Annotated in this window: 19 protein-coding genes; 11 read left to right on the top strand and 8 right to left on the bottom strand. The window is 44.5% G+C overall.

Going from position 1 to position 20,670, the window contains the following annotated elements; all coding sequences use genetic code 11:
* Positions 1 to 11 precede the first annotated feature (11 nt).
* The 7 genes from DCCM_RS14620 to DCCM_RS14590 all read left to right on the top strand — a co-directional run bounded on the left by DCCM_RS14620 (position 12) and on the right by DCCM_RS14590 (position 8,848).
* Positions 12 to 1,049: a threonine aldolase family protein gene (locus DCCM_RS14620; protein ID WP_373855488.1), complete on the top strand. Its 1,038-nt coding sequence runs from the start codon at positions 12 to 14 to the stop codon at positions 1,047 to 1,049.
* A 60-nt stretch (positions 1,050 to 1,109) separates the two neighbouring features.
* A complete protein-coding gene (locus DCCM_RS14615) occupies positions 1,110 to 2,381 on the top strand; it encodes a M48 family metallopeptidase (RefSeq protein ID WP_231702783.1) in 1,272 nt (423 codons plus the stop codon).
* Positions 2,382 to 2,492: 111 nt separating this feature from the next.
* Positions 2,493 to 2,813, top strand: a complete 321-nt coding sequence (locus tag DCCM_RS14610; RefSeq protein WP_104373126.1) for a sporulation peptidase YabG — start codon at positions 2,493 to 2,495, stop codon at positions 2,811 to 2,813.
* A 132-nt stretch (positions 2,814 to 2,945) separates the two neighbouring features.
* A complete protein-coding gene (locus DCCM_RS14605) occupies positions 2,946 to 3,212 on the top strand; it encodes a hypothetical protein (RefSeq protein WP_104373125.1) in 267 nt (88 codons plus the stop codon).
* Positions 3,213 to 3,540: 328 nt separating this feature from the next.
* Positions 3,541 to 5,067, top strand: a complete 1,527-nt coding sequence (locus tag DCCM_RS14600; RefSeq protein WP_104373124.1) for a hybrid sensor histidine kinase/response regulator — start codon at positions 3,541 to 3,543, stop codon at positions 5,065 to 5,067.
* A gap of 121 nt (positions 5,068 to 5,188) precedes the next feature.
* Positions 5,189 to 8,125: an ATP-binding protein gene (locus DCCM_RS14595; RefSeq protein WP_165792180.1), complete on the top strand. Its 2,937-nt coding sequence runs from the start codon at positions 5,189 to 5,191 to the stop codon at positions 8,123 to 8,125.
* A gap of 120 nt (positions 8,126 to 8,245) precedes the next feature.
* Complete coding sequence (locus tag DCCM_RS14590) at positions 8,246 to 8,848, top strand: DUF2680 domain-containing protein (RefSeq protein WP_104373122.1); 603 nt, start codon at positions 8,246 to 8,248, stop codon at positions 8,846 to 8,848.
* Between the two features lie 91 nt (positions 8,849 to 8,939).
* Here the strand turns inward: DCCM_RS14590 and DCCM_RS14585 are convergent, their stop codons facing one another.
* From DCCM_RS14585 to DCCM_RS14575, 3 genes are all read right to left on the bottom strand, one after another.
* Positions 8,940 to 10,799: a SpoIIE family protein phosphatase gene (locus DCCM_RS14585; protein ID WP_104373121.1), complete on the bottom strand. Its 1,860-nt coding sequence runs from the start codon at positions 10,797 to 10,799 to the stop codon at positions 8,940 to 8,942.
* A 28-nt stretch (positions 10,800 to 10,827) separates the two neighbouring features.
* Positions 10,828 to 11,805, bottom strand: a complete 978-nt coding sequence (locus DCCM_RS14580) for a sensor histidine kinase (protein WP_104373120.1) — start codon at positions 11,803 to 11,805, stop codon at positions 10,828 to 10,830.
* Between the two features lie 81 nt (positions 11,806 to 11,886).
* Entirely contained in the window at positions 11,887 to 12,597 is a 711-nt protein-coding gene (locus tag DCCM_RS14575) for a response regulator transcription factor (RefSeq protein WP_104373119.1), read from the bottom strand.
* A gap of 290 nt (positions 12,598 to 12,887) precedes the next feature.
* On the opposite strand from DCCM_RS14575, the gene DCCM_RS14570 reads away from it, so the two are divergent.
* Positions 12,888 to 14,516 (top strand): bifunctional diguanylate cyclase/phosphohydrolase, encoded by a 1,629-nt coding sequence (locus DCCM_RS14570; RefSeq protein ID WP_104373118.1) that lies wholly within the window; start codon positions 12,888 to 12,890, stop codon positions 14,514 to 14,516.
* Positions 14,517 to 14,653: 137 nt separating this feature from the next.
* Here DCCM_RS14570 and DCCM_RS19535 read toward each other — a convergent pair whose 3' ends face one another.
* Positions 14,654 to 14,782 (bottom strand): sporulation protein YjcZ, encoded by a 129-nt coding sequence (locus tag DCCM_RS19535; protein WP_193872611.1) that lies wholly within the window; start codon positions 14,780 to 14,782, stop codon positions 14,654 to 14,656.
* Between the two features lie 318 nt (positions 14,783 to 15,100).
* Here DCCM_RS19535 and DCCM_RS14565 point away from each other — a divergent pair, with 318 nt between their 5' ends.
* Positions 15,101 to 15,526, top strand: coding sequence for a DUF2680 domain-containing protein (locus DCCM_RS14565; protein WP_165792179.1), 426 nt, complete (start codon positions 15,101 to 15,103; stop codon positions 15,524 to 15,526).
* Between the two features lie 187 nt (positions 15,527 to 15,713).
* Here DCCM_RS14565 and DCCM_RS14560 read toward each other — a convergent pair whose 3' ends face one another.
* Both DCCM_RS14560 and DCCM_RS19765 read right to left on the bottom strand, forming a co-directional pair.
* Positions 15,714 to 16,160 carry a DUF3795 domain-containing protein gene (locus DCCM_RS14560; RefSeq protein ID WP_104373116.1) on the bottom strand — a complete coding sequence of 149 codons (447 nt, stop codon included), beginning with the start codon at positions 16,158 to 16,160 and terminating at the stop codon, positions 15,714 to 15,716.
* 450 nt (positions 16,161 to 16,610) lie between these two features.
* The gene (locus DCCM_RS19765) at positions 16,611 to 16,793 is read right to left on the bottom strand and encodes a diguanylate cyclase (protein ID WP_373855487.1); all 183 of its coding nucleotides are present in this window, start codon (positions 16,791 to 16,793) and stop codon (positions 16,611 to 16,613) included.
* Here DCCM_RS19765 and DCCM_RS19530 point away from each other — a divergent pair.
* Together DCCM_RS19530 and abc-f are read left to right on the top strand one after the other, a co-directional pair.
* On the top strand, positions 16,773 to 17,021 hold the full coding sequence (locus DCCM_RS19530) for a diguanylate cyclase (RefSeq protein ID WP_104373115.1): 249 nt from the start codon (positions 16,773 to 16,775) through the stop codon (positions 17,019 to 17,021). The two genes, DCCM_RS19765 and DCCM_RS19530, sit on opposite strands and share 21 nt — an antisense overlap.
* Before the next feature lie 354 nt (positions 17,022 to 17,375).
* The gene (gene abc-f, locus DCCM_RS14545) at positions 17,376 to 19,211 is read left to right on the top strand and encodes a ribosomal protection-like ABC-F family protein (RefSeq protein WP_104373157.1); all 1,836 of its coding nucleotides are present in this window, start codon (positions 17,376 to 17,378) and stop codon (positions 19,209 to 19,211) included.
* Between the two features lie 219 nt (positions 19,212 to 19,430).
* Here the strand turns inward: abc-f and DCCM_RS14540 are convergent, their stop codons facing one another.
* The gene (locus tag DCCM_RS14540) at positions 19,431 to 20,033 is read right to left on the bottom strand and encodes a class I SAM-dependent methyltransferase (RefSeq protein ID WP_104373114.1); all 603 of its coding nucleotides are present in this window, start codon (positions 20,031 to 20,033) and stop codon (positions 19,431 to 19,433) included.
* 122 nt (positions 20,034 to 20,155) lie between these two features.
* Complete coding sequence (locus DCCM_RS19850) at positions 20,156 to 20,404, bottom strand: DUF7670 domain-containing protein (RefSeq protein ID WP_444979468.1); 249 nt, start codon at positions 20,402 to 20,404, stop codon at positions 20,156 to 20,158.
* Positions 20,405 to 20,670 lie beyond the last annotated feature (266 nt).

Here is a 20,670-nt window from a genome sequence, read left to right as displayed (position 1 = left end):
GAGTGTTTGATATTAAAGCGGTGGATTTGCGCAGCGACACTTTGACTTTGCCCTCGGGGGAGATGAGGGAGGCAATGGCGTCCGCCCTGGTGGGGGACGATGTTTATGGAGAAGATCCCACAGTAATACGTTTGCAGGAAGAGGCGGCAGCCTTGGTAGGCAAGGAGGACGCCATTTTTGTGCCCAGCGGCACCATGGGCAATCAATTGGCCATATTGGCGCATACCGAGCGGGGCGACGAGGTGCTGGCCGACAGCCAAGCCCACATTTATTATTACGAGGTGGGCGCCCCGGCCATGTGGGCCGGTGTAAGCATAAGGCCCCTGGACGGATTGCTGGCGGGCGGGGGCCTGGATGTGTTGCGGAATGCCCTGCGCCCGGCGGATATTCATTTCCCCGCCACCAGGCTTGTCTGCCTGGAAAACACCTTTAACCGGGGCAGCGGCACGGTAATGTTCCCGGATGAAATGAAAGACATATACCATTTTGCCGGCAGTAAAGGGCTGAAGGTGCACCTGGACGGGGCAAGGCTATTCAACGCGGCCGTTTTCCTGGGCAAGGATGTCAGGGAATTTACGGCAAATTGTGACTCCGTGATGTTCTGCCTTTCCAAGGGACTGGGCGCCCCGGTGGGCTCAATGCTGGCAGGGGACAGCGGCTTTATCGCCAGGGCCCGCAAATATCGCAAGGCCCTGGGCGGAGGAATGCGCCAGGCCGGGGTTCTGGCGGCGGCGGGGTTGGTGGCCCTTAAAAATATAAACCGCCTGGAAGAGGATCACCGCCACGCCAGGGTGCTGGCGAAGGGGCTGTCCGCATTGCCGGTTTTTGAAATTGAACTGGACAGGGTGCAGACAAACATTGTGGTGGCCAGGGTTGCAGGCGGCATACCGGCTTCCGGCCTGGTGCGCATGCTGGGTGAAAAAGGGGTAAAATGCAGCGCCTTTGGCCCGGACCTGGTAAGGTTTGTTACACACCTGAACGTTGGCCCGGAAGATGTGGAATATACCCTTAAAGCCGCCGGAGAATTGTCCGTCAATACGCCGGGGTAAAACCTGCGCGGCATACCAAAATATAGGCGGCATATTTTATTCCCTTTAAGCAATATAATTATGGTATTATCCCATGGAGAACGGGAGGGATTTAAGCTGCAGCCGAGATTCAATGTCATCTGGCTTTTCCTTATGCTGATAGCGGGGATTTTCAGCCTGCTGTATCTCTGGTATGTATTATTTCCCGGCAGGGCGGACCCGGAGGTTTTTAAATATTTCACCGCGGATCAATTCAGCCGGGCCAGGGAATATACCACTACTTTGAGACTGTTCTTTATCGGCAGCTTTTTAATACAGGCCGCCGTGCTGGGCTGGCTGGTTTTCGGCGGCAGGGCCGCCGGGTTGTCCTCCTGGGCCCGGGAACTGGCCGGAAACAGCTATATCGGCGGAGTGCTGGTGCTTTTTTTATCGGTTTGGATGTTGCAAAGGCTGATAAGCCTGCCTTTTCTCCTGTACGGGGACTATTACTGGCAACATCGCTGGGGCTTTTCGACCCAGACCATGGGCTCCTGGTGGATAGACTATTTAAAAATGGCCGGTATTGAATTGGTGCTAACCTCCCTTGGGGTTGCGGTTTTTTTCCTGATATTAAACCGCTGGCCCGGGACCTGGTGGATTGTCGGCGCATCCTTTTTATCCGTCTGGCTGGTGATACAAAGCTATATCTGGCCGGTGGCGGTGGCGCCGCTTTTTAATAGCTTTGAGCCCGCTAAAAACCAGTCGCTGATAGAAATGGTTGATGCTTTATCCTCCAAGGCCGGGGTGCCGGTGGACAAGGTGCTGATAATGGACGCCAGCCAGCGTACCACTAAAGCCAACGCCTATTTTGCCGGCCTGGGGAAAACAAAACAAATTGTGCTATACGACACCCTTTTGGAGAAATATCCCATGGAGCAGGTGGAGGCCGTTGTGGCGCATGAAATGGCCCACTGGCGCCAGGGGCATATCGTAAAGGGCATTGCCCTGGGCATTGCCGGTAATTTTCTGCTCTGGGGGCTGCTTTTCCTGCTAATAAGACTCACTGTCAGCATACCGTGGTACATGCATTATCCTCCCCATACCTGGATAATTGTCATGTTGTTTTTTACCCTGGTATCATTTAGCTCAAGCCCTTTGCAGAATTATTTTTCCAGGGCCATGGAGCGGGAGGCCGATCTGGTGGCGGTACAGCTGACGGGCAACCCCGCGGCGGCAAAAAATTTGCATATTAACCTGGCTGCCGGGAATTTATCCGATCTGTCGCCTAATTATTTTATACGCTGGTTTTCCTACAGCCATCCCCCGGTGCTGGAAAGAATAGAAACAGTTAATCAGGCTGTTTCCAAGCAATGATAAACTCCATGGGAATCAGTTATGCAAAGACCCCAAGTTTATTAATATGCACGTGCATATAAATGCCGGAATAAACATAAATAGAACAAATAACCTCCGGGGGGGCTTTACATGGATTGTATAAGGGCAGGTGATATCGTAAGACGTAAATCAGATGAGTGTGATTTGTATTTCAAGGTGGTTGAAATAAACACCGGGGAAGACGGAAAGGAGATGGCCCTGCTAAAGGGTATTGATCACCGGTTGCTGATCAAATACCCGGTTGAGGAGCTTGTTAAAGTGAAAACCTTTGAAGTGGATCATTACTGGCATAATGTTTTTGCCAAAAATGTCGAGCAGGTTAAACAGGTCTTAAGCCGCCACCAGCAGGAACATGCCGTCAATGTCGCCAGGGCGCTGGGAGGGGTTAAGGAGAATGGAGAGGACATCTGAAAATTATTTTAGTTAATAATGACCCTGGATTATCGGGGTTTTTATTTTTTTGTTTTGAACATAACGTTGTTTTTGTTGCACAGGTGAATTAAAATTGTAATAAAAAAGATGTCAGGAGGTAAAAAAACCAAAATGCGACATCCCACCAATACCAGGGTAATTTTTGCAGCATCGACGGAGGAAGCCAGAGAAAAATATTTGCGGCTGGGCATTGAAACCAAGGATAAATCCCCTGTTCTCGAGTGTTTTAAGATAACCGGGGTGGAAGACTTTGACGTATCCGCGGAATTCAATTTTGTTGGTGAAATATCCGTGGGACCTTCGGTAATGGAAACCATCCGCCAGGATCCTGAAAAAGCCTATGTATTGTATTACATGGAGGATATTACAAATAATTAAAAATAAATAGAATAAATTCATATCAAAATCTTTAACCCATTTGTAAAAAGTAGAAAACCCGGTGGTGGAACCGGGTTTTCTACTTTTTATTATCCGATAAGTGGTTTACATCAATATGTTTTTATTACCTGCCGGATTCTATCCCTGTCAAGGAGACATTATCTTAAGTTATGCGACAAATAATAACACGCAATTTAATAATAAATGCCAGGATATTTAATGCTATTATAGAAGTATTAAATAGATAAATGTAGTGACTAAATACTAAAGATAATGTTTATAAACAAATGCCCTGAATGTGATCAATTATTGAAAGAGGTTGATAAAAATGGTTTGCGACAATCTAAACAGTTTTTGTTTAGACGAAAACATGATTAGTGAAAGCAAGGACGATGCAACAGAAAAATGGAGGATTTTGATTGTTGACGACATGCAGATGCATCTTGAAACTGCCAAGCTATACCTGGAGAAGGAAGGAAATAAAGTTTTTCTGGCTTCTGACGCCAATAGCGCGTGGGCGCTTTTGGAGAAGGAGGCGCCCGACCTGATTCTTCTTGACGTTGTATTGCCGGGGGAAAATGGATTGGAACTGTTGACCAAAATAAAAACTTACCATCCCGGTATCGGGGTAATTATAATGACATCTTACAGCAGTGAAGAAGTGGCAACCGCCGCCTTAAAACTGGGAGCCACGGATTACATAAAAAAACCGCTGAAATATAGTTCGCTTAACCTTGTGGTGGAAAAAGCCCTGGCTAAACTTAAAAAGGTTAAGGACCATCAAACAGAAGTGGAATCTTTGAAGAATGCCTTCGAAGAATTACAGGTTAGCGCCGAATCAATATTGCACTGTATGTCTGCCGGTGTCGTGGCTGTGGATATTAACCTTAAAATAAAAATTATAAATCAAAGGGCCGAAATACTGCTGGGTGTGAGAAAGGATGATGTAATCGAAAAATATTACTATGACGCCTTTCCTTTTTTTGTTAATACCAGTTTACTAAAAAATACTTTGGAAAATGAAAAAAACATACGCATGTATGAAGTGGAAATCGCCGGCAGGGGCGGGGTGAGGACTTTAAATATAAATACCGACATAATATATAATTTGCTGGGTAAAAAAATAGGCGCTGTTGCGGTTTTCGATGACGTGACGGAACTTAAAAACAAGGAGCAATTGTTAAAGGAACGGGAGAGGCTGGCCATTATCGGCCAGATGGCGGCGGGTATGGCCCATGAACTTAAGAATCCTTTGACCTCCATTAAAGGATTCGCCCAGCTATTATTAAACAGATCTAATGCCGCCGCAATACCTGATGATTTTTTACAGGTGATGATTAATGAAACCAACCGGATGAACCAGGTCATTCAAGATTTTCTGCAACTGGCCAGGCCCAAACCTCCGGAGTATAAAATGGTTAATATTAACGATATCCTTATGGAGATAGCCCCGATTATAGAGCCCCAGGCCTTTTTAAAAAATATATCGTTAAATATCAATACCAGTGACGGCATGCCCCGGGGAATGATGGACCCCAACCAGATCAAACAGGTTATTTTGAATATATTGCAAAATGCCATGGAAGCCATGGAAAACCGGGGAAACATTGTGGTTGAAACAAGGTTCGTTGAGGAAAACAATGAAATCAGGATGGATATCAGGGATACAGGACCCGGAATACCGCCTGATAAAATCAATAAAATAGGTGTGCCCTTTTATTCTTCAAAACCCAACGGGACCGGGCTGGGGTTGAGTATTTCCTTTTCTTTGGTGGAACAGCACAGGGGAAGAATTGAAATACAAAGCCGGGAGGGCAGGGGGACAACTTTTTCAGTTTTTCTTCCGGTCAATTAATTAAGAAGACATTATATAAAGAAGGGAAAATTTTATGACATCGCGGTTTGAAAGACTATATAATTATTTGCCGCACTCTTTGAGAAGCAATCTCCGGTTGAAATTGCTGACGGTTACATTTATGGCGTTACTTTTACTGGGAGCCAAAAACCTTTATCTTAGCTACTGGCAAGAGATAAATAGAAGCAATGAACAAATTACAAATAATTTTACAATTATAGCGGATATATTGAAGAATGATATCACCCGGTGGCTTAACAACAGGGAAAATGAAATACTGGTTATGGCGCAAAATCCGTTGGTGAAGGAATTTGTGGATAAGGTTACTGAAGAAAACAATAATTCCGGTCAGGCTGCCGGTGATTTGGAGCGTTACTGGAAGGAACTGAGCGCCCAATACGGCATTTACGACGAAATTTATTTTGTAAACAAATCCGGCCGGATTTTGGCCTCCAGCAATTCAAACCGCAAAAATTCCTACCGGCCCGTTGATGATATAATCAACGTCCCGTTGAGAACCGGAGGCATGTATTTCCAGGATGCTTACCTGTCCCCGTCCACGGAAAAGCCCTGCATAGCTCTTTCCGTTCCGGTGGCGGCGGATAAACCCGGGGCTACGGATGCTTCTGAATATGCGGGTGTGCTGGTATACCGCATTGACATAGGCTCTGTTATACAACCTTTGCTGGAAAGCAGATTTAATCTTGGCAATACCGGCGAGGTTATTCTTATAGCAAATAATAGAACGGTTATCAGCGATTTGCGGGGTATGCCCGGAAGTGCCCTTAATTATATTTTAGATTCCGAGCCCGCCTTGAGGGTTGTCAGGGGCGAGGAAGGTTTCTGGCGAGGAACCGGTTATAACAACCGGGAAATGATAGCTGTCTACCGGCATATACCCAAAGTGCGATGGGGCTTAATCGTTAGACAGGAAACATCGGAGATATTTGGCCCGCTTAAAGTTCAATTATATAAATCTCTCATGACCAATCTTTTGGTGGTATTATTGGTTTTAGGTTTGTTCTACGGGTTGTTGTCCAAGGTTATCAGCCCTGTCACCGACATGGCAGGGGTGGCTAAAGCCATTTCCTCAGGGGATTTCCACAAGCGCGTTAAAATCCGGACAAATGATGAAATCGGGGTTCTGGGCCAGGCTTTAAATACAATGTCCGATGAACTGGGACATCATTTTACAATGCAGAAATGCGAGCAGAATGTTCTTAAAGCACTGGTCTCCACCCTGGAAATTGAAAAAATGCTGGAAAAGGGTTTGGATACGGTATGCAGGTCATTTGTTTTTAGGGTGGGAGCAATTTTTTTGCTTGATATGGAAAAAGGGGTTTTGAACTGTAAAGCATTATATTGCCCGGATCAGCATTTAATGGAGCAAAGAGAGGCAATTAAACTGGGAGAGGGACTGGAAAGCCTTTCCGTCAGAACCCGGCAGGTTCAGGTCATTACAGATTTACCCGAAGATACCTGTTATACGGTCAACTGGCTGGGAGGCAATATAATGCCGGTCAGCATTGTAGCTGTGCCGCTGTTATTCGGCACAGAGGTTATGGGTGTAATGAGCCTGGCATCCCTGCATAGGTTTGATGAGCGGTTTACCAGGGAGTTGAAAATAATCGGCGCTTTGATGGGGGTAGCCATTAACAATGCGCTGTCCTATAAAAGAACTCATGACCTGTCCAGCCGTCTTCAGCATGCCAACGAATTACTGGCTCAACAAAATGAAGAACTGACCACCCAGAGTGAGGAATTAGCCTCCCAATCAGAGGAATTGCAGACACAGACCGAGGAATTGCAGGCCCAGGCCGGGGAACTCAGGAATGTCACCCAGCAGCTTAAAGATAAAAACAAAGAACTGGAAAGGCTGGGGGAGAATAAAACCAAATATTTCGCGGCGTTGTCACATGAGCTGAGGGCGCCTTTAAACGCTGTGATTAGTTTTTCCGATGTGCTGCTGGACAAAGTGGTGGGCGGGTTAACCCGGCAGCAGGAGAAATACATACGTGAAATATATAACAGCGGGCAGCATTTGCTGAATTTAATTAATGATTTGCTGGATCTTTCCAAGCTGGAAATCGGCAAAATAGAACTTAATCTGAAAAAAATAGATCCCTCCATCCCACTGGAGGAGGCAATATCCATTGTCAGCGCGGAGGCCGCCCAAAAAAATCTGCAGGTAACCAGCATGGTTGCCCCTGATTATTATTCGGTTTATGCCGATCCGGTAAGGTTAAAGCAAATATTTTTAAACCTTCTGTCCAATGCGCTTAAATTTACCCCCCAGGGCGGCCGGATTGCCGTCGGGGCAAGGGAAAACAAAAAATATCTCCATTTGTGGGTTTCCGACACCGGTATAGGAATTCCCGGGGATTGTCATGAATCAATATTTGAAGAGTTCAACCAGGCCGGAAATGTTGCTTCTGCCGGAGTATACCCGGGTACGGGCCTGGGTCTGGCAATCACCAGAAGAATGATTCAAATGCATGGCGGAAGCATTTCCGTGGAGAGTGAGCCGGGGCAGGGCGCCACATTCACTTTTACCCTGCCCCTGGCTAACGGGGAGGACTCTTTTGTCCCGGCGCGGTCAGAATGTAAAATACAGTGTCCGCAGCAGGGTAATTGCGCCGGCTGTGACTGCCCCAGGACTGCCGCTGCTTACCTGCCGAAGCCGCTGGTTAAACCGGTTCTGATTAATAGCCTGGAAAGTATTGGATGCCGGTGGCTGGGCGGGAATCCCACTGTTCTGGTGGTTGATGACGATTCCTCGGTGAGGGATTATGTCGCCGGGATTCTGGAACCCCGCGGCTATAAAATATTAACGGCGGAAAACGGCAGGAAGGGTATTGAACTGGCCTTAAAGGAGGAGCCGGATATACTCATTTTGGATATATCCATGCCCGGAGTGGATGGTTTTAGAGTTCTGGAGGAAATTGGCAAGCACTGCTGGGAAAGAGGCCTTTCGGTTTTTATTTGCACCTCCAGGGATTTATCGATTAAAGAAAAGCACTATCTGGAGACATTGGTGAAAAAATTATATCAAAAGTAATTCTAACAATATATGGCATGGATTTTACATATCTTTTTAAGTGTTCTTTAAGAAACAAGGGTTAATATACAAACAGTCGGTGCACCGCTAATATAAATCAATTCAAAAGGAGGATTTATTTTGAAATCCAGAAAATGGCGCATTGGATCTATTCTTTTAGCCATGGTTATTTTGGTGGGGACTATGTCAAGTATGGCCTTTGCCGATACCGAACAGGCAAAAAAACCGGATTTCGCCGCCGTTTATCAAAGCTTTATATCGAAATTCGCGGCTAATCTTGGGGTGAGCGAGGAGCAGGTAAAAACAGCGGTGGAGGCTACCAAAGATCAAATGATCGATGAAGCCGTGCAGCAGGGCAAGCTCACCCAGGAGCAGGCTGATAAAATGAAATCCAATGAAGGTTTTGCCTTTTTCGGGTCTGGACATGACAGGGGCCATGGTTTTATGGGACCTGGCGGCAATCCTGAAGACATAGCCAATATACTGGGCATAACCGCCGAACAGCTTAAAACCGAGCTGCAATCAGGTAAAAAGTTTGCGGATATCATTGCCGAACATGGCATCACCATGGAGCAATTCAAGGAAAAAATGCAGGAAATCAGAAAGGATGCCATCTCCAAAGCAGTTTCAGACGGCAAGCTTACCCAGGAACAGGCGGACAAAATGATTCAAAAAATGGAACAGCGTATTAATGACATGAATCAAACGGACAATAACAATTAAACTGATAACAATATATCTTTTCGCAGATTTAACTTAATAGCAGCTTTAATATCAGGCAGTATAAAATAAAACCCCGGGATATCCCGGGGTTTTATAAAAACTTAAATGCCATAACGGTAATGTCGTCCCTTTGAATTTCGTCGCCCATGTATTTGTTCAGTTTGTCAATAAAGATATCGAATTGCAGGGCCAATGGCTTTTGATAACAGCCATTGATAACTTCAATAAACCGTTTTTTGCCAAAGGAATAGGTGTTTGACCCGCCGCCCTGGTCGATATATCCGTCGGTGGTCATATAGAGCACGTCATTCTCCTCAATATCGATCAAATTATTGGTGTAGGCATAATTTGCGTCTGTTTTTACATAACCGATGCTTTTTCTGTTGCCCTTCACAATTTTTAACTCATCATTTTTTCTGGTGTAGAGAGAGCATTTTGCCCCGGCAAAGGTGATGGTGTTTTTCCCGTTGAAATAGCAGATACCGATATCCAGGCCGTCGTCGGTGAGGGCTTGCCTATTTTGCTGACCCAGGGTCTGTTTAATTATATTATTTAGTTTTTTCAGGAGCAGGGCTGGATTTTCTTTATTATGCCCATCAACTATTTGATTGAGAATGGAGATGCTCAACATGGTCATCAGCGCGCCGGGAACCCCGTGTCCGGTACAGTCCCCCACCACCACAAGGCAATCCTTTTTAAATCTTTTTACCCAGTAAAAATCTCCTCCCACCAGGTCTTTGGGTTTCCACAATATAAAGTGTTCTTTAAATAAACCGCTTAACTTATCCTTTGAAGGCAGTACGGCTTCCTGTATTCTCACGGCGTATTCTATGCTGTCTATAAGTTTTTGATTTTTCTCGTGCAGCTCCCTGGTTCTTTCGGCCACCTTGCTTTCCAGTTCCTGGTTCATCTGCAGGGTTCTTTTATAGGGATTCGCTAAATAACGGGATACAAAATAGAAAAAGAAAGTGATCGATATAAGGGCTATTAACGTGGCTGACAGTGTATTCAACTTGATGGTTTCCAGGAAGGAAACAGTGTCGTTCCTGGGGATTTGCAATACCAGCACCCAGCCGGCGGATTTAACCGGGTAGCTGATTAAATCAATTAACTGGCCCTTTGAATTTTTATAATCCAGGTCGAAAGCACTGTTATTATTTTTGTTAAAGTTGTTAAGCAGCTGATTTTTAACGCTGTCCGGAACAAAATCCCGGATGTTTTTGCCGTTTTGTTCCACGTTGTCTGAAAGGTAAATTTTGCCCTGTCCGTCAATCACCCAGAGGTCACTGTCCTCACCGTATTTAAACCTCTGGAATTCTTTGGACAGGCTGTCCAAACTAAGCCCCACCCCGGCTACGCCCAGGGGATGTTCTATATTTCCCATCAGGGCGTCAACAAAAACAAAGGTGCCCTTGCGTTCCGCATTGTAATCAATTACAACGGAAACGGGCCGCTTGGAGGAAATTACTTCAAAAAACCAGGAGTCATCCGGATCTGCCGGAGTCATGGTGTCGATGATCCGGCCGCTTTCGGCCCAGTAGTGGTTGGTTACGGTACTGACCACAAAAGAGTTGTTGTAATCATATTTTCTGGACAGTTCCGTAATTCTTTCTATTGCATGTTTTCCCGCCGGAGAATCAGCTCTGTCTCCCCCGGTAACCCACTGGATAATTTCCGGGTCCCTGGCCAGCAAGAGGGAGGTTTCTTTTGCTCTTTCAACGCGTCCGTCAATTTTTGAGGCGATGGATTCAGCTATATATACCAGGTCTTTGCTCTTTAATTTACGGACAACTTCCTTTTCAGTGAAAAAGTAAACAAAGGAGCCCACCAGTATAATTGATAGTATAATGATGGCGCTGGCAAAAAGAATAACCTTCATAACGTCGCGATCAGGCTTAGCCGTATTCTTATTAATTTGTTCAACGTAACTGTTCTTTGATTGTTCAGACATATACCGTACCCTTTTGTTGAGATATGATTTACAGATGAGGAACAATTCTGACGGGGAGGGAAAAATAAAAGGTGCTTCCGGCATTAAGCCGGCTTTCCACACCTATTTGTCCACTGTGTTTTAGAATAATCTGTTTGGCGATGGCAAGGCCCAGCCCTGCGCCACAGAACTTTTGCGCCCTGCCCTCCCTAAAAAAGCGGTCAAATATGTAGGGAAGCGCGGACTCGTCAATTCCCGGCCCGGTATCAACTACTTTGATTATCAACTCGCCCCGCGCTTCAATGCCATTATATTTCTCCAAAAATCGCAGCTCAGGCTTAATACCTATAGTTCCTCCCGGCGGAGTATACTTCATGGCGTTTTGAACCAGGTTGTTCATTACCTGCTCAATGCGAACGGTATCAATGGAAAGAATAACCCAGGCGTCTTCCGGCAGGCTCGCGGTGAAACCCGGGGAAAAATTAAATCCCTGTTGCGTAATGTCTTCTCCAAACCTTTGGATAAGGTTGTCAACCAGTTCTTCAAGCATAACCTGCTTGTAATAAAACTTAATTTGGTCGGACTCCAGTTTGGATAATTCGTATAGATCTTCAACCAGCTGGTTTACCAGCAGTATTTTATTGTAGACCATTTCCAAATGGTATTCGTCCGGTTTTACAACCCCGTCCAGCATGGCCCTGACATAACCCTGAATGGTGGTCATGGGAGTTCCCAATTCATGAGAGATATCCGAGAAAAGCTTGCGCCGGGACTCCTCCATATGACAAAGGTTTTCATTGGCCTGTTTAATTTTGTACTCATGCTCCTTTAAAACCTGGCCCTGGATATCGCTTATCTTAGATATTTTGGCTGTGACTTTCAGTAATTTTTCGTAATGTAAAACAAGTTCTTCATATAAAGGCCATAATGGATTATCTTTAAATTGAGCGCCATTGACAGCCTTCGCCGACTCTAGAACTTTGTTTTCATTTGTAAATAGCGCTTTAGTGTCGTAATCCCTGGACAATGGATAATTAGCCGCCTTTCATTTTGACAAAAGTACTATTCTTTTCCCGGGAATAATGTTATTTTATTTACCATAACTGAACTATTCACCGTCAAATTTGTAACCGATGCCCCGGATATTTTTGATAAATTCCTTGTTTGAATGGCTGGACTTGATTTTCTTCCTGATATTGCTGACATGGGTCATTACGGTCCTAACGTCTCCGGCGCAGTCATAACCCCAAATTTTTTTGTACAAGTCTTCTGATGTAAAAACCTGGTCAGGGTGCTGCGCCAAAAAAAACAAAAGCTGAAACTCTTTGGCCGAAAGAGGAATGGGGTTTCCATCCACCAGAACCTGATAGTTTGATAAATTAATTTCCAGGTTGCCGCAGGTTAAAACATCTTTTTTCGGTGTCTCCTGAAATGTTGAGGTGCGCCGGAAAATCGGAGCCCGGCGGAGCTTGGCCTCGACCCTGGCCACCAGAACATTGGGGTCGAAGGGTTTGGTAATGTAGTCGTCTCCCCCCAAATGGAGTCCCTGAATAATGTCTTCGGAGTCCTTCTTGCAGCTAATAAATAAAATAGGCACGTTTGAGTACTTTCTTAATTCCTGGCAAACCTGATAACCATTTAATTGGGGCAGAAGAATATCTAATATGATCAGGTCCGGCTGTTCATATTCGAAAAGACGCAGCGCCTCATTACCATCTTCAGCCAGCACAACGTGGTAACCCTTTTTATTGAGGTACAGCTTTAGAAGATTCCTGATTTCCAGCTCATCCTCCACAACCATAACTTTATTGCCGGGCATGTGCTTCCCCACTTTTCAACAATATTTGATATTTTAATTTCATTTATTAATGCTCTTTTCCTTCTTAAATTTAATCTTTTTTTTCAACAGGTGCCCCGGAGTAATTTTAAGAAGAATTTAATTTCCTGTAATATATTTTAAATAGCTGACGCATTGTACGGATTATAATGTTATTAATTTAAAAAAGACGGCTGCCTGTCTTTTTCAGCACCGGTATTTATACGCAAAAAAAGAGTTGTAATTAAGTTTAGGCTTCTATATTCTGAAATAAATGATTGAAGGATAAATTGATGATAGATTGTGATTCTGAGAAGAAATTGTTTGAAAAAGAACTAAATATTTTAGAAACCGCCATGGCGGAAATTGAAGCGGGCGGGTTAACGGAGGGTGAACTATTATCCAACTATAAATCCCTTGTCATGAATTATAAAAAACTGCTTGATCTAACCAGGAAGATATTTAGAATTAATGATATCCAGACTAAAAATTTGTTCAGGCGGGAGAAAGAAATAAAAAATTTGCTGGACAATGCCGGCCAGGGATTTCTCTGCTTTGGGAAGGATCTGACTGTTAAAAGTGAATATAGCGCCGAGTGTATACGTATTTTCGGCAGGAGAATAGGTAAGGCAAATATTTTATCATTGCTGGCCGGTGACGATTTCCAGCAAAATGAACTTTTGGCCGGCGGGTTAAAGGCTGTCTGGCAAACAGAAAACGAGACACTGCAACGATTGTATCTGGACAAGCTGCCGGGATTGGTTAAAATTAACGAAAGTTACCTGACAATTGAATACAAATTAATCCCGCCGGATGAAAATGGGCTTGAGACCCAAATCATGCTTATTATCACGGATGTTTCGGATAAATATAAAGCGGAGGAGCAGGTGGCTTATCTGAGCTGCCATGACAAGCTCACATCGCTTTACAACCGTGCTTATATTGAATTATGGACATCCCAAATGCAAACCGGAGAAAATTTACCCCTCAGTGTCATTATGGCCGATTTAAACGGACTAAAATTAATAAATGATGTCTTTGGGCATCTGCAGGGAGACCTGTTGCTGGTAAAACTGGCCCGGGTATTTCTGGATTGCTGCAGGAAAAAGGATATAGTTGCCCGCTGGGGCGGTGATGAGTTTTTAATTTTATTGCCGGGTACTGACGAAAATGCATGCGCCAAGGTTTGCCGGAGGATTAAGGCGGCCTGTGGGCAGGTTAAGGATATGCCCATTGAATTGAGTGTGGCGCTGGGGTCGGCCACACAGCACAGTCCGGGCAGCGGTATATCCGAGCTGTTTAAAATAGCCGAAAAAGTGATGTACAACAATAAGCTGCTGGAAAGTCAAAAAGTTCGCCGGAAGATAATTATGAGCATGGAAGAAATCCTATATGACAGGTGTTTTGAAGACAGGGGGCATATTGAAAGGATTAAAATTTTAGCCGTCAATTTTGCCAAATATTTAGGATTTAAGGCTAAATCGGTTCAGATGCGAAATTTAAACTTGCTGGCCGCACTGCATGATATAGGTAAAGTGGCCATACCCGGGGAAATTCTGGGGAAGCCCGGTCCTTTGTCTGCGGGAGAGTGGGAAATTATGCAAGGCCATAGTGAGATAGGATTTCGCATGGCTCAATCCATTGGGGAAACCGCGGTGGCGGAAGCTATTTTAGGGCTCCATGAGCGCTGGGACGGGCAAGGTTATCCCCTGGGATTGCGGGGTGAAGAAATCCCTTTGCCGGCACGCCTGCTTGCCATTGTGGACGTTTATGATGTTATTACCCATGACCATCCATACAGGCAGGCGGTCAGTAGGAAGGAAGCCCTGAAGGAGATTGAAAAGGGTAGCGGCTCCCAGTTTGATCCGGAGCTTGTACGGTTGTTTTTAGACAATGCGAACAGACTATTACAGCATTTTTAAAGGGGCTTAGCGCCCCCCGCTTTCCATTTTCACAGACCGTTTAACTGGCGGACGGTAAAGTGATTATATGTTTTGTCAAGGCATAAAAGCCCCCCGGGTCTAGTTACCTAAACCCAGGGGGTTTTTATTTATTTTTTCTAACACCCGCCGCAATAAGGCATCGAGAAGACCAGTAGTATGAGTATTAGGAAAAGAATAAAGCTTCCATCAAAATAAGGATATCCGTAGCCGCCGCCGCCGCAGTCGCCGCCATAACCGTAGCCCATAAGAAAACCCCCTTTGTTTTTACTGACATAATATGGGAAATGGGTGGAAAGCGTTACTTTTTTATCGCATTTGGCGCGTAAAATCGCCACAGTATCTTTAAGGCGCGCGGCGCGCCGGGAGAGGAATTTTTCCTGCAAAAAATAAAATTAAATGGCCTATATATTGGGGGCGGGGTATTTAATTTACAGCTTATTTTCAGCTTGTTTACAGGTTGTTTTAAGTTAGTCCTCAGGTTGTTTTCAGTTTATTGCCTTATTATTACATTAATCGGTGCACCGCATTTAAAATAAAAACAATACATAAGGAGGAGCATGATTTTGAAATCAAAGAAATCGCGCATCGGAGCAATTCTTTTGGCCATGGTTATTTTTGCGGGGGCTATGTCCGGCATTGCCTTTGCCGATACCGGCCAGGCGGCTGACAGACCGGAAAAACCGGATATGAGTGCCATAAAAGCTAATTATGATAGCCTTATATCAAAATTTGCCACCAATCTTGGCGTTACTGAGGACCAGGTAAAGGAAGCCCTGGAGGCTACCCAATTGGAAATGATTGATGAAGCCGTGGAGGCAGGCACTATTACACAGGAACAGGCCGAGCAAATGATCGAAAGAATCGAATCCGGTGAAGATTACGGGATTATGGGATTTGGTATGGGCTTTGGCGGCCCCGGCGGGCATGGCCCCGGTCCCGGCAGGGACGGTAATGGAGCTGGCAGCAATTCTGTTAATGCAACGAATTAGCAGTTTAATCCCGGTGTAAAGAAATTCCCGGGTACGGGAACAACTAAATACCATCACCTGATCACAACATCCAAGTCGCCTGATTAAGGTGACTTTTGGGAAATAAAAGCCCCGGGGAATGAACTGAACCCCGGGGTTTTTGTTTATATTTTTTTCAGGTGAAATTTTGGGGTATTCAAAATTAATATCAATACCTTGGCAACTTAACCTGCTCAAAGTAATATTCCACTACTCCAATTTCTTTCATGCGGTTATTTATTGTTATCCATAGCTCTTTAAGCTTCCCGCTAAACTGTTTATCGCAGGGATAATCGGTACATTGAAAACAAAAATCTATGCCCTTCTCCCTGTTACAGATTTTTGCGGTACACTGAATCGGGCAAAGATCGTTTTCTCCCCTGCATCCAGTGCATGAAGCCTGCGAGAAAGAACTCAATATTTCTTTAAAATTTGAGTAATTCTTAAATATGGGATTTTTGTCGGATTTCATTTTTGCCACTATGTTGTAGTTTTTACCAAGGGCTTGCAATAGTTTTGCACTAAGTTTTCTTATTTCTCCATTTTCATAATCGGCACACCGGCCGCAGTCAAGCCCACATGGCGATAGTTGTTTTAATACCTCGTCATAGTCCATAATTCGCACCTCTTTTTTATAAATTCAATTTGCCATGTAAACTGGCAGAGTTAAATGGTTGTCCAAATTAAAGGAAAAAAAGTTCTGTCTAAATATTACTTCGTCCGGTGACGTGGGTAAATCACCCAAATAGGTGGAAATAGGGGGCATAAGGATTACGCCAATTGTGTAACTTCCGGGTTATAAGCTGGAGGCATTACTGAAGAACCAATAACTATGGACAAAAGGAATCCTGTAGAGGAAACCGCTTCTCCTCCGGCCAAATGTTATTGAGGAATAACCACTCACCGGAGTGGCCGGAACGTGGGCAGGTTCCGGATAAAGTTGGTGACGCGGAAGTTTCCAGTATTTATATACTAGTCGAGCGGTCAGCGAATTCTAAGTCAATTACTGGACAATGATTATTGCATAAGAAAGCAGGGGAACGTCCCCCTGCTTTCTGCTTCACTCCTAAATAAATCTGTTCCGGCCAGCCCGTTTTGCCCGGTATAGGGCGTCGTCCGCAGCAGTGATGATGGATATCGGCAATTCTTCATGGTTAGGTTTTCGGCATGCTATACCAATACTGATTGTCAGGTAATTGTAGGGTGAAAGTGGGTGTTTAATATTTAGATTCCTTATTTCATTGCACAGCCTGAGTGGAGCCAGGCTATTCGGAATAAAAAGGAATTGGCTCTATTGATGATCGATATAGATTATTTTAAAAAATACAATGATAATTTTGGTCACTTGGCAGGGGATAGTTGTTTTGAAAAATGTAGCCATGCTGGGGAACCAGTAATTAATATTTATATGGCATTTACTTCCAATTCTGTATTAGTTTATAATGATTCATACATATATTCTATTATGATGTGTTAAAAAATGTAAAGAGGGACAGCGATTACAGTGTGGACTTTTTAAGAAAAAACTACTAAAATATATTATGAAAAAAGCTGGAGGTATAAAAAATAGACATGCGTTCCGACCGGTAAGTCCGTAACCAAATTGGATATGGTTGCCTGGAATCTGTCTGCGGGTGCAGTGGTCGGGATAAATGTGCCTTTTTTTAATCCTCTGGTGAAGAAAAATATTTTAATCATGAGGCATTCCATAATAACACACAGGTTATTTGTGTTATGGGGCTTTAACCACTTGGCTATATCGACTCTTCGTATCCTTGCAGGCAGGAGCCTGTTTTTTTATTTGCAAAATAAGGATGCGGGGGGTTTTTTTATGTTGATATTGAAAGTTGAAGGGCTCAAAAAGGATTGGAATGGAAAGCAGATATTCGAAAATGTTAATCTTGAAATAAATCAAAGAGAACGTATTGCCCTGCTGGGACGAAACGGGGTGGGAAAAACCACACTCCTGGGGTGCCTGTTGGACCAGGTTTCTCCAGACGGGGGAAAAATTTTTCGCCGCTTGCCCGTGAAGGCATGGGGGATTATCGAACAGCATTTAATGGTCCCGGATACCTTGACAATACGGGAATTTATTCAATCGGGGCATTCGGTTTTATACCGGCTGAAAAAGGAATTGAACCTGTTGGAGGGCATATTGGAATATGAAAAAGGGGAAGAACTGAGCAGTGCCCTTGAACGTTACAGTACCGCCCAGGAACGTTATCAATCCTTAGGGGGATATGAATGGGAGTATGAGGTGGAAGCTATCCTTGGCCGGTTTACCATTTCAGGGGATGTTTTGTACCGGGAAATAAGCGGGGGGCAGAAAACAAAGGCTCAGTTGGCCCGGGTAATGGCGGGGAACCCTTCATTTCTGCTCATGGATGAACCTACCAACCACCTGGATATGGAGACGCTGGACTGGCTAACCTGCTGGGTCCAAACGTACCACGGCACTGTTCTGTTTGTGTCGCACGACCGGGAGTTTATCGATCGGGTAGCAGATAAAACGGTGGAGCTTACATCAACAGGAACCAAAACATACCCGGGTGGATACACGAATTTTCTTCGGGAAAGGGAACATGAGCGAAGGGAACAGGACTCCCTTTATAAAAAACAACAGCAGGATAAAAAGAAACTTGAAGAAGCAATTTCCCGTTACAGGGAATGGTTTGGGAAGGCCCACGAGGCAGCGGGGGAGCGGAATCCCTTTTACAAGAAAAAGGCTGAAAAAAACCGGACCCGTTTTAGAGCAAAGGAAAAAGCACTGGAACGGTTGGAAAAGGAACAGGTTGAAAAGCCAAAAGATCTCCCCGGCGTACACGTTCACTTTAAAGAAAATGTTTTGGAAGCCCGCCAGCTTGTGCGAATAGAAGATATGGAGTTCTCTTATGGGCATAAGTCGGTATTCCAGGGGGTGAATATAACCATCTCCAGGGGTGACCGGCTGGCAGTGGCGGGTCCGAACGGAAGCGGTAAAACGACACTCCTGAAACTGTTGTCTGGAAAGCTTCAGCCCCGGTCAGGCGCGGTCATCCATCATCCAAGATTAAAAATCGGTTACTTCGCCCAGGAACTGGATAACCTGAATAGTGAAGATACTATCCTGGACAGTCTGCTCCGTCTGCCGGGGATGACGCAACGGGAGGCACGGAACATTCTGGCGGGTTTTTTCTTTCGGCAGGATGAAGTATTTCGTAAAATCAGTACCCTCAGTATGGGAGAACGTTGCCGGGTAGCCTTTGTCATCCTTTATTTTTCTGAGGCCAACCTGATGGTATTGGATGAACCCACAAACTATCTGGACGTTTCCACCCGGGAGCAAATTGAGGAAGCCCTTATCCGTTATCCGGGTGCCCTGGTGGTTGTTTCTCATGATCGATATTTACTAAGAAAGGTTTCCAACCGGGTTGCCATTCTAAATGAAGGTCAGGTGGAATATTACCCCGGTAATTTTGAAGAGTTTGAAAATTACTTTCATAAGCGAACCAGCCGGCCTGCTGACCGCCGAATAGAAGACCGGATGCTCTCCCTGCACTTGAAACTGGCCCAACTGATGGCCGGGGAAGAGCCGGAAAGAGAGGATGATAGAAAAGCCTTCTATGCCGATATCCAAGAAATAAAGGTGGAATTGGACAAGTTGAGGACTGATAGCCGACTTAAGTGAACTCTCACGGATACGGATATGGTAGAAAACCTCGGGTGCGCCCTCCGAGGTTTTCTATATTATAACGCTTATTGTGATTTTTGCCGCAGCCAAAAGGGACGGGGGTTGAACCTGCGGGTTTTAGTTTTTCAGGGGTACTTGAACTATTTCCGCCGGCAGCCAGGGGAACCCGGCAAATATATAAGACATGGCCAATTTTCTTAATAGTGTGCTAAAAATTTACCCGGAACGCCTTTTCCGCATTAAGCAAACCCATGCTCTAGGCGGGTTTGGACTGTTAGAGCCAAAATGGCCTGAAACAAGCGAAAGGATTTCGAAGCAGGGCTCCACAGAGTTTACAATATCTTTAGCAGTACGCTGAGGTGGACCCGGTCTGTTGCGCTGTTCATCGGCGTTGCCAATTATACTAAGCCACAGGCCGTCTTTTTCCAAATGGGCGGCTACATTTTCAGCAAAGCTTTTCCGTTTTTCATCCGAATTTAATGAGTGAAAACAGCCTCTATCAAAAGCAAAGCCGTATGGTGCCCCTTCAATTTTGTTTGTCAGGAAGTCAATCACAATAAAGGTACATTTGACATTAGCTTTTGAAGCTTCTTCCATAGCCTTCTTTATTGCAATCTCCGAGGTGTCAATACCTGTCACCTCAAAGTCCTTTTGGGAAAGCCATATGGAATTGTTCCCGGTTCCGCAGCCGATATCCAGTGCTTTACAGGGTTTTATCGCCATCCCGGAGACAGCCTGAATAAGGTTGAAATCAGGTTTGCCAATATCCCAGGGCGTATCGCCTGCTTTATATCTTGTCTTGTAACGTTCCTCTGTCATTATGTTTTTTCACCTCCAACAACACATAGCCTGTTCTTCAATGGCGCACTATTTTCCACATCCGATGGTATAAATTAATAGGCTGTATTTCTATCCACTCTGTTTATAATGTACAATTCTCTCTATGATTTAATATCTTTTAATAGAAAATCAGAAATAATAAACAATAGTCCGGTCAATATTAATGGAAATGAAATAATTAAAAAATTAGTGAGTTCCCTATATGTTTTAAAAAATAGTGTAAATACCATACTTAGAACAATTAACACAATACCGCCAACTACTGGGCGTTTCCAAGCGATTATAAGAACGACAATCAAGATAGAGGAAGGAATGAGATGGATTATTTTAATTCTAACATTTTTTGGCATTTACCACAATAATCTACTTGTGAGTTCAAAGAAAATATATACCAGTAATTATAAGGGGGTGTCCAAACGAAAATATAGGAAAAACGGGGACAACTAACCCCAGCTTAATCCTAGACACTTTGGCCGGCTGTATTATTATCCATTGTTTTCGAAATAACCATTATTCTGCCCCCAGAGGTTTATGAGTGGTTTATAAAAGGCCTTCATGATTAGCGGAGGCCTGAATATTTTGAGTAAACCCCTGTTTACCCCAGCAAATTTGACGT

This window comes from Desulfocucumis palustris (genome assembly GCF_002933875.1).
Classification (GTDB): Bacteria; Bacillota; Desulfotomaculia; order Desulfotomaculales; family Desulfocucumaceae; genus Desulfocucumis; species Desulfocucumis palustris.
This window is presented reverse-complemented; position numbering and strand designations above follow the sequence as displayed.

Excerpts from the sequence above, each read along its gene's own strand:
- DCCM_RS14585 (WP_104373121.1), bottom strand. The coding sequence starts at position 10,799 with ATGTCTGAACAATCAAAGAACAGTTACGTTGAACAAATTAATAAGAAT.
- DCCM_RS14615 (WP_231702783.1), top strand. The coding sequence starts at position 1,110 with ATGGTATTATCCCATGGAGAACGGGAGGGATTTAAGCTGCAGCCGAGA.
- DCCM_RS14605 (WP_104373125.1), top strand. The coding sequence starts at position 2,946 with ATGCGACATCCCACCAATACCAGGGTAATTTTTGCAGCATCGACGGAG.
- DCCM_RS14575 (WP_104373119.1), bottom strand. The coding sequence starts at position 12,597 with ATGCCCGGCAATAAAGTTATGGTTGTGGAGGATGAGCTGGAAATCAGG.
- DCCM_RS14560 (WP_104373116.1), bottom strand. The coding sequence starts at position 16,160 with ATGGACTATGACGAGGTATTAAAACAACTATCGCCATGTGGGCTTGAC.
- DCCM_RS19850 (WP_444979468.1), bottom strand. The coding sequence starts at position 20,404 with ATGCCAAAAAATGTTAGAATTAAAATAATCCATCTCATTCCTTCCTCT.
- DCCM_RS14540 (WP_104373114.1), bottom strand. The coding sequence starts at position 20,033 with ATGACAGAGGAACGTTACAAGACAAGATATAAAGCAGGCGATACGCCC.
- abc-f (WP_104373157.1), top strand. The coding sequence starts at position 17,376 with ATGTTGATATTGAAAGTTGAAGGGCTCAAAAAGGATTGGAATGGAAAG.
- DCCM_RS14570 (WP_104373118.1), top strand. The coding sequence starts at position 12,888 with ATGATAGATTGTGATTCTGAGAAGAAATTGTTTGAAAAAGAACTAAAT.
- DCCM_RS14595 (WP_165792180.1), top strand. The coding sequence starts at position 5,189 with ATGGCGTTACTTTTACTGGGAGCCAAAAACCTTTATCTTAGCTACTGG.
- DCCM_RS14610 (WP_104373126.1), top strand. The coding sequence starts at position 2,493 with ATGGATTGTATAAGGGCAGGTGATATCGTAAGACGTAAATCAGATGAG.
- DCCM_RS19535 (WP_193872611.1), bottom strand. The coding sequence starts at position 14,782 with ATGGGCTACGGTTATGGCGGCGACTGCGGCGGCGGCGGCTACGGATAT.
- DCCM_RS14600 (WP_104373124.1), top strand. The coding sequence starts at position 3,541 with ATGGTTTGCGACAATCTAAACAGTTTTTGTTTAGACGAAAACATGATT.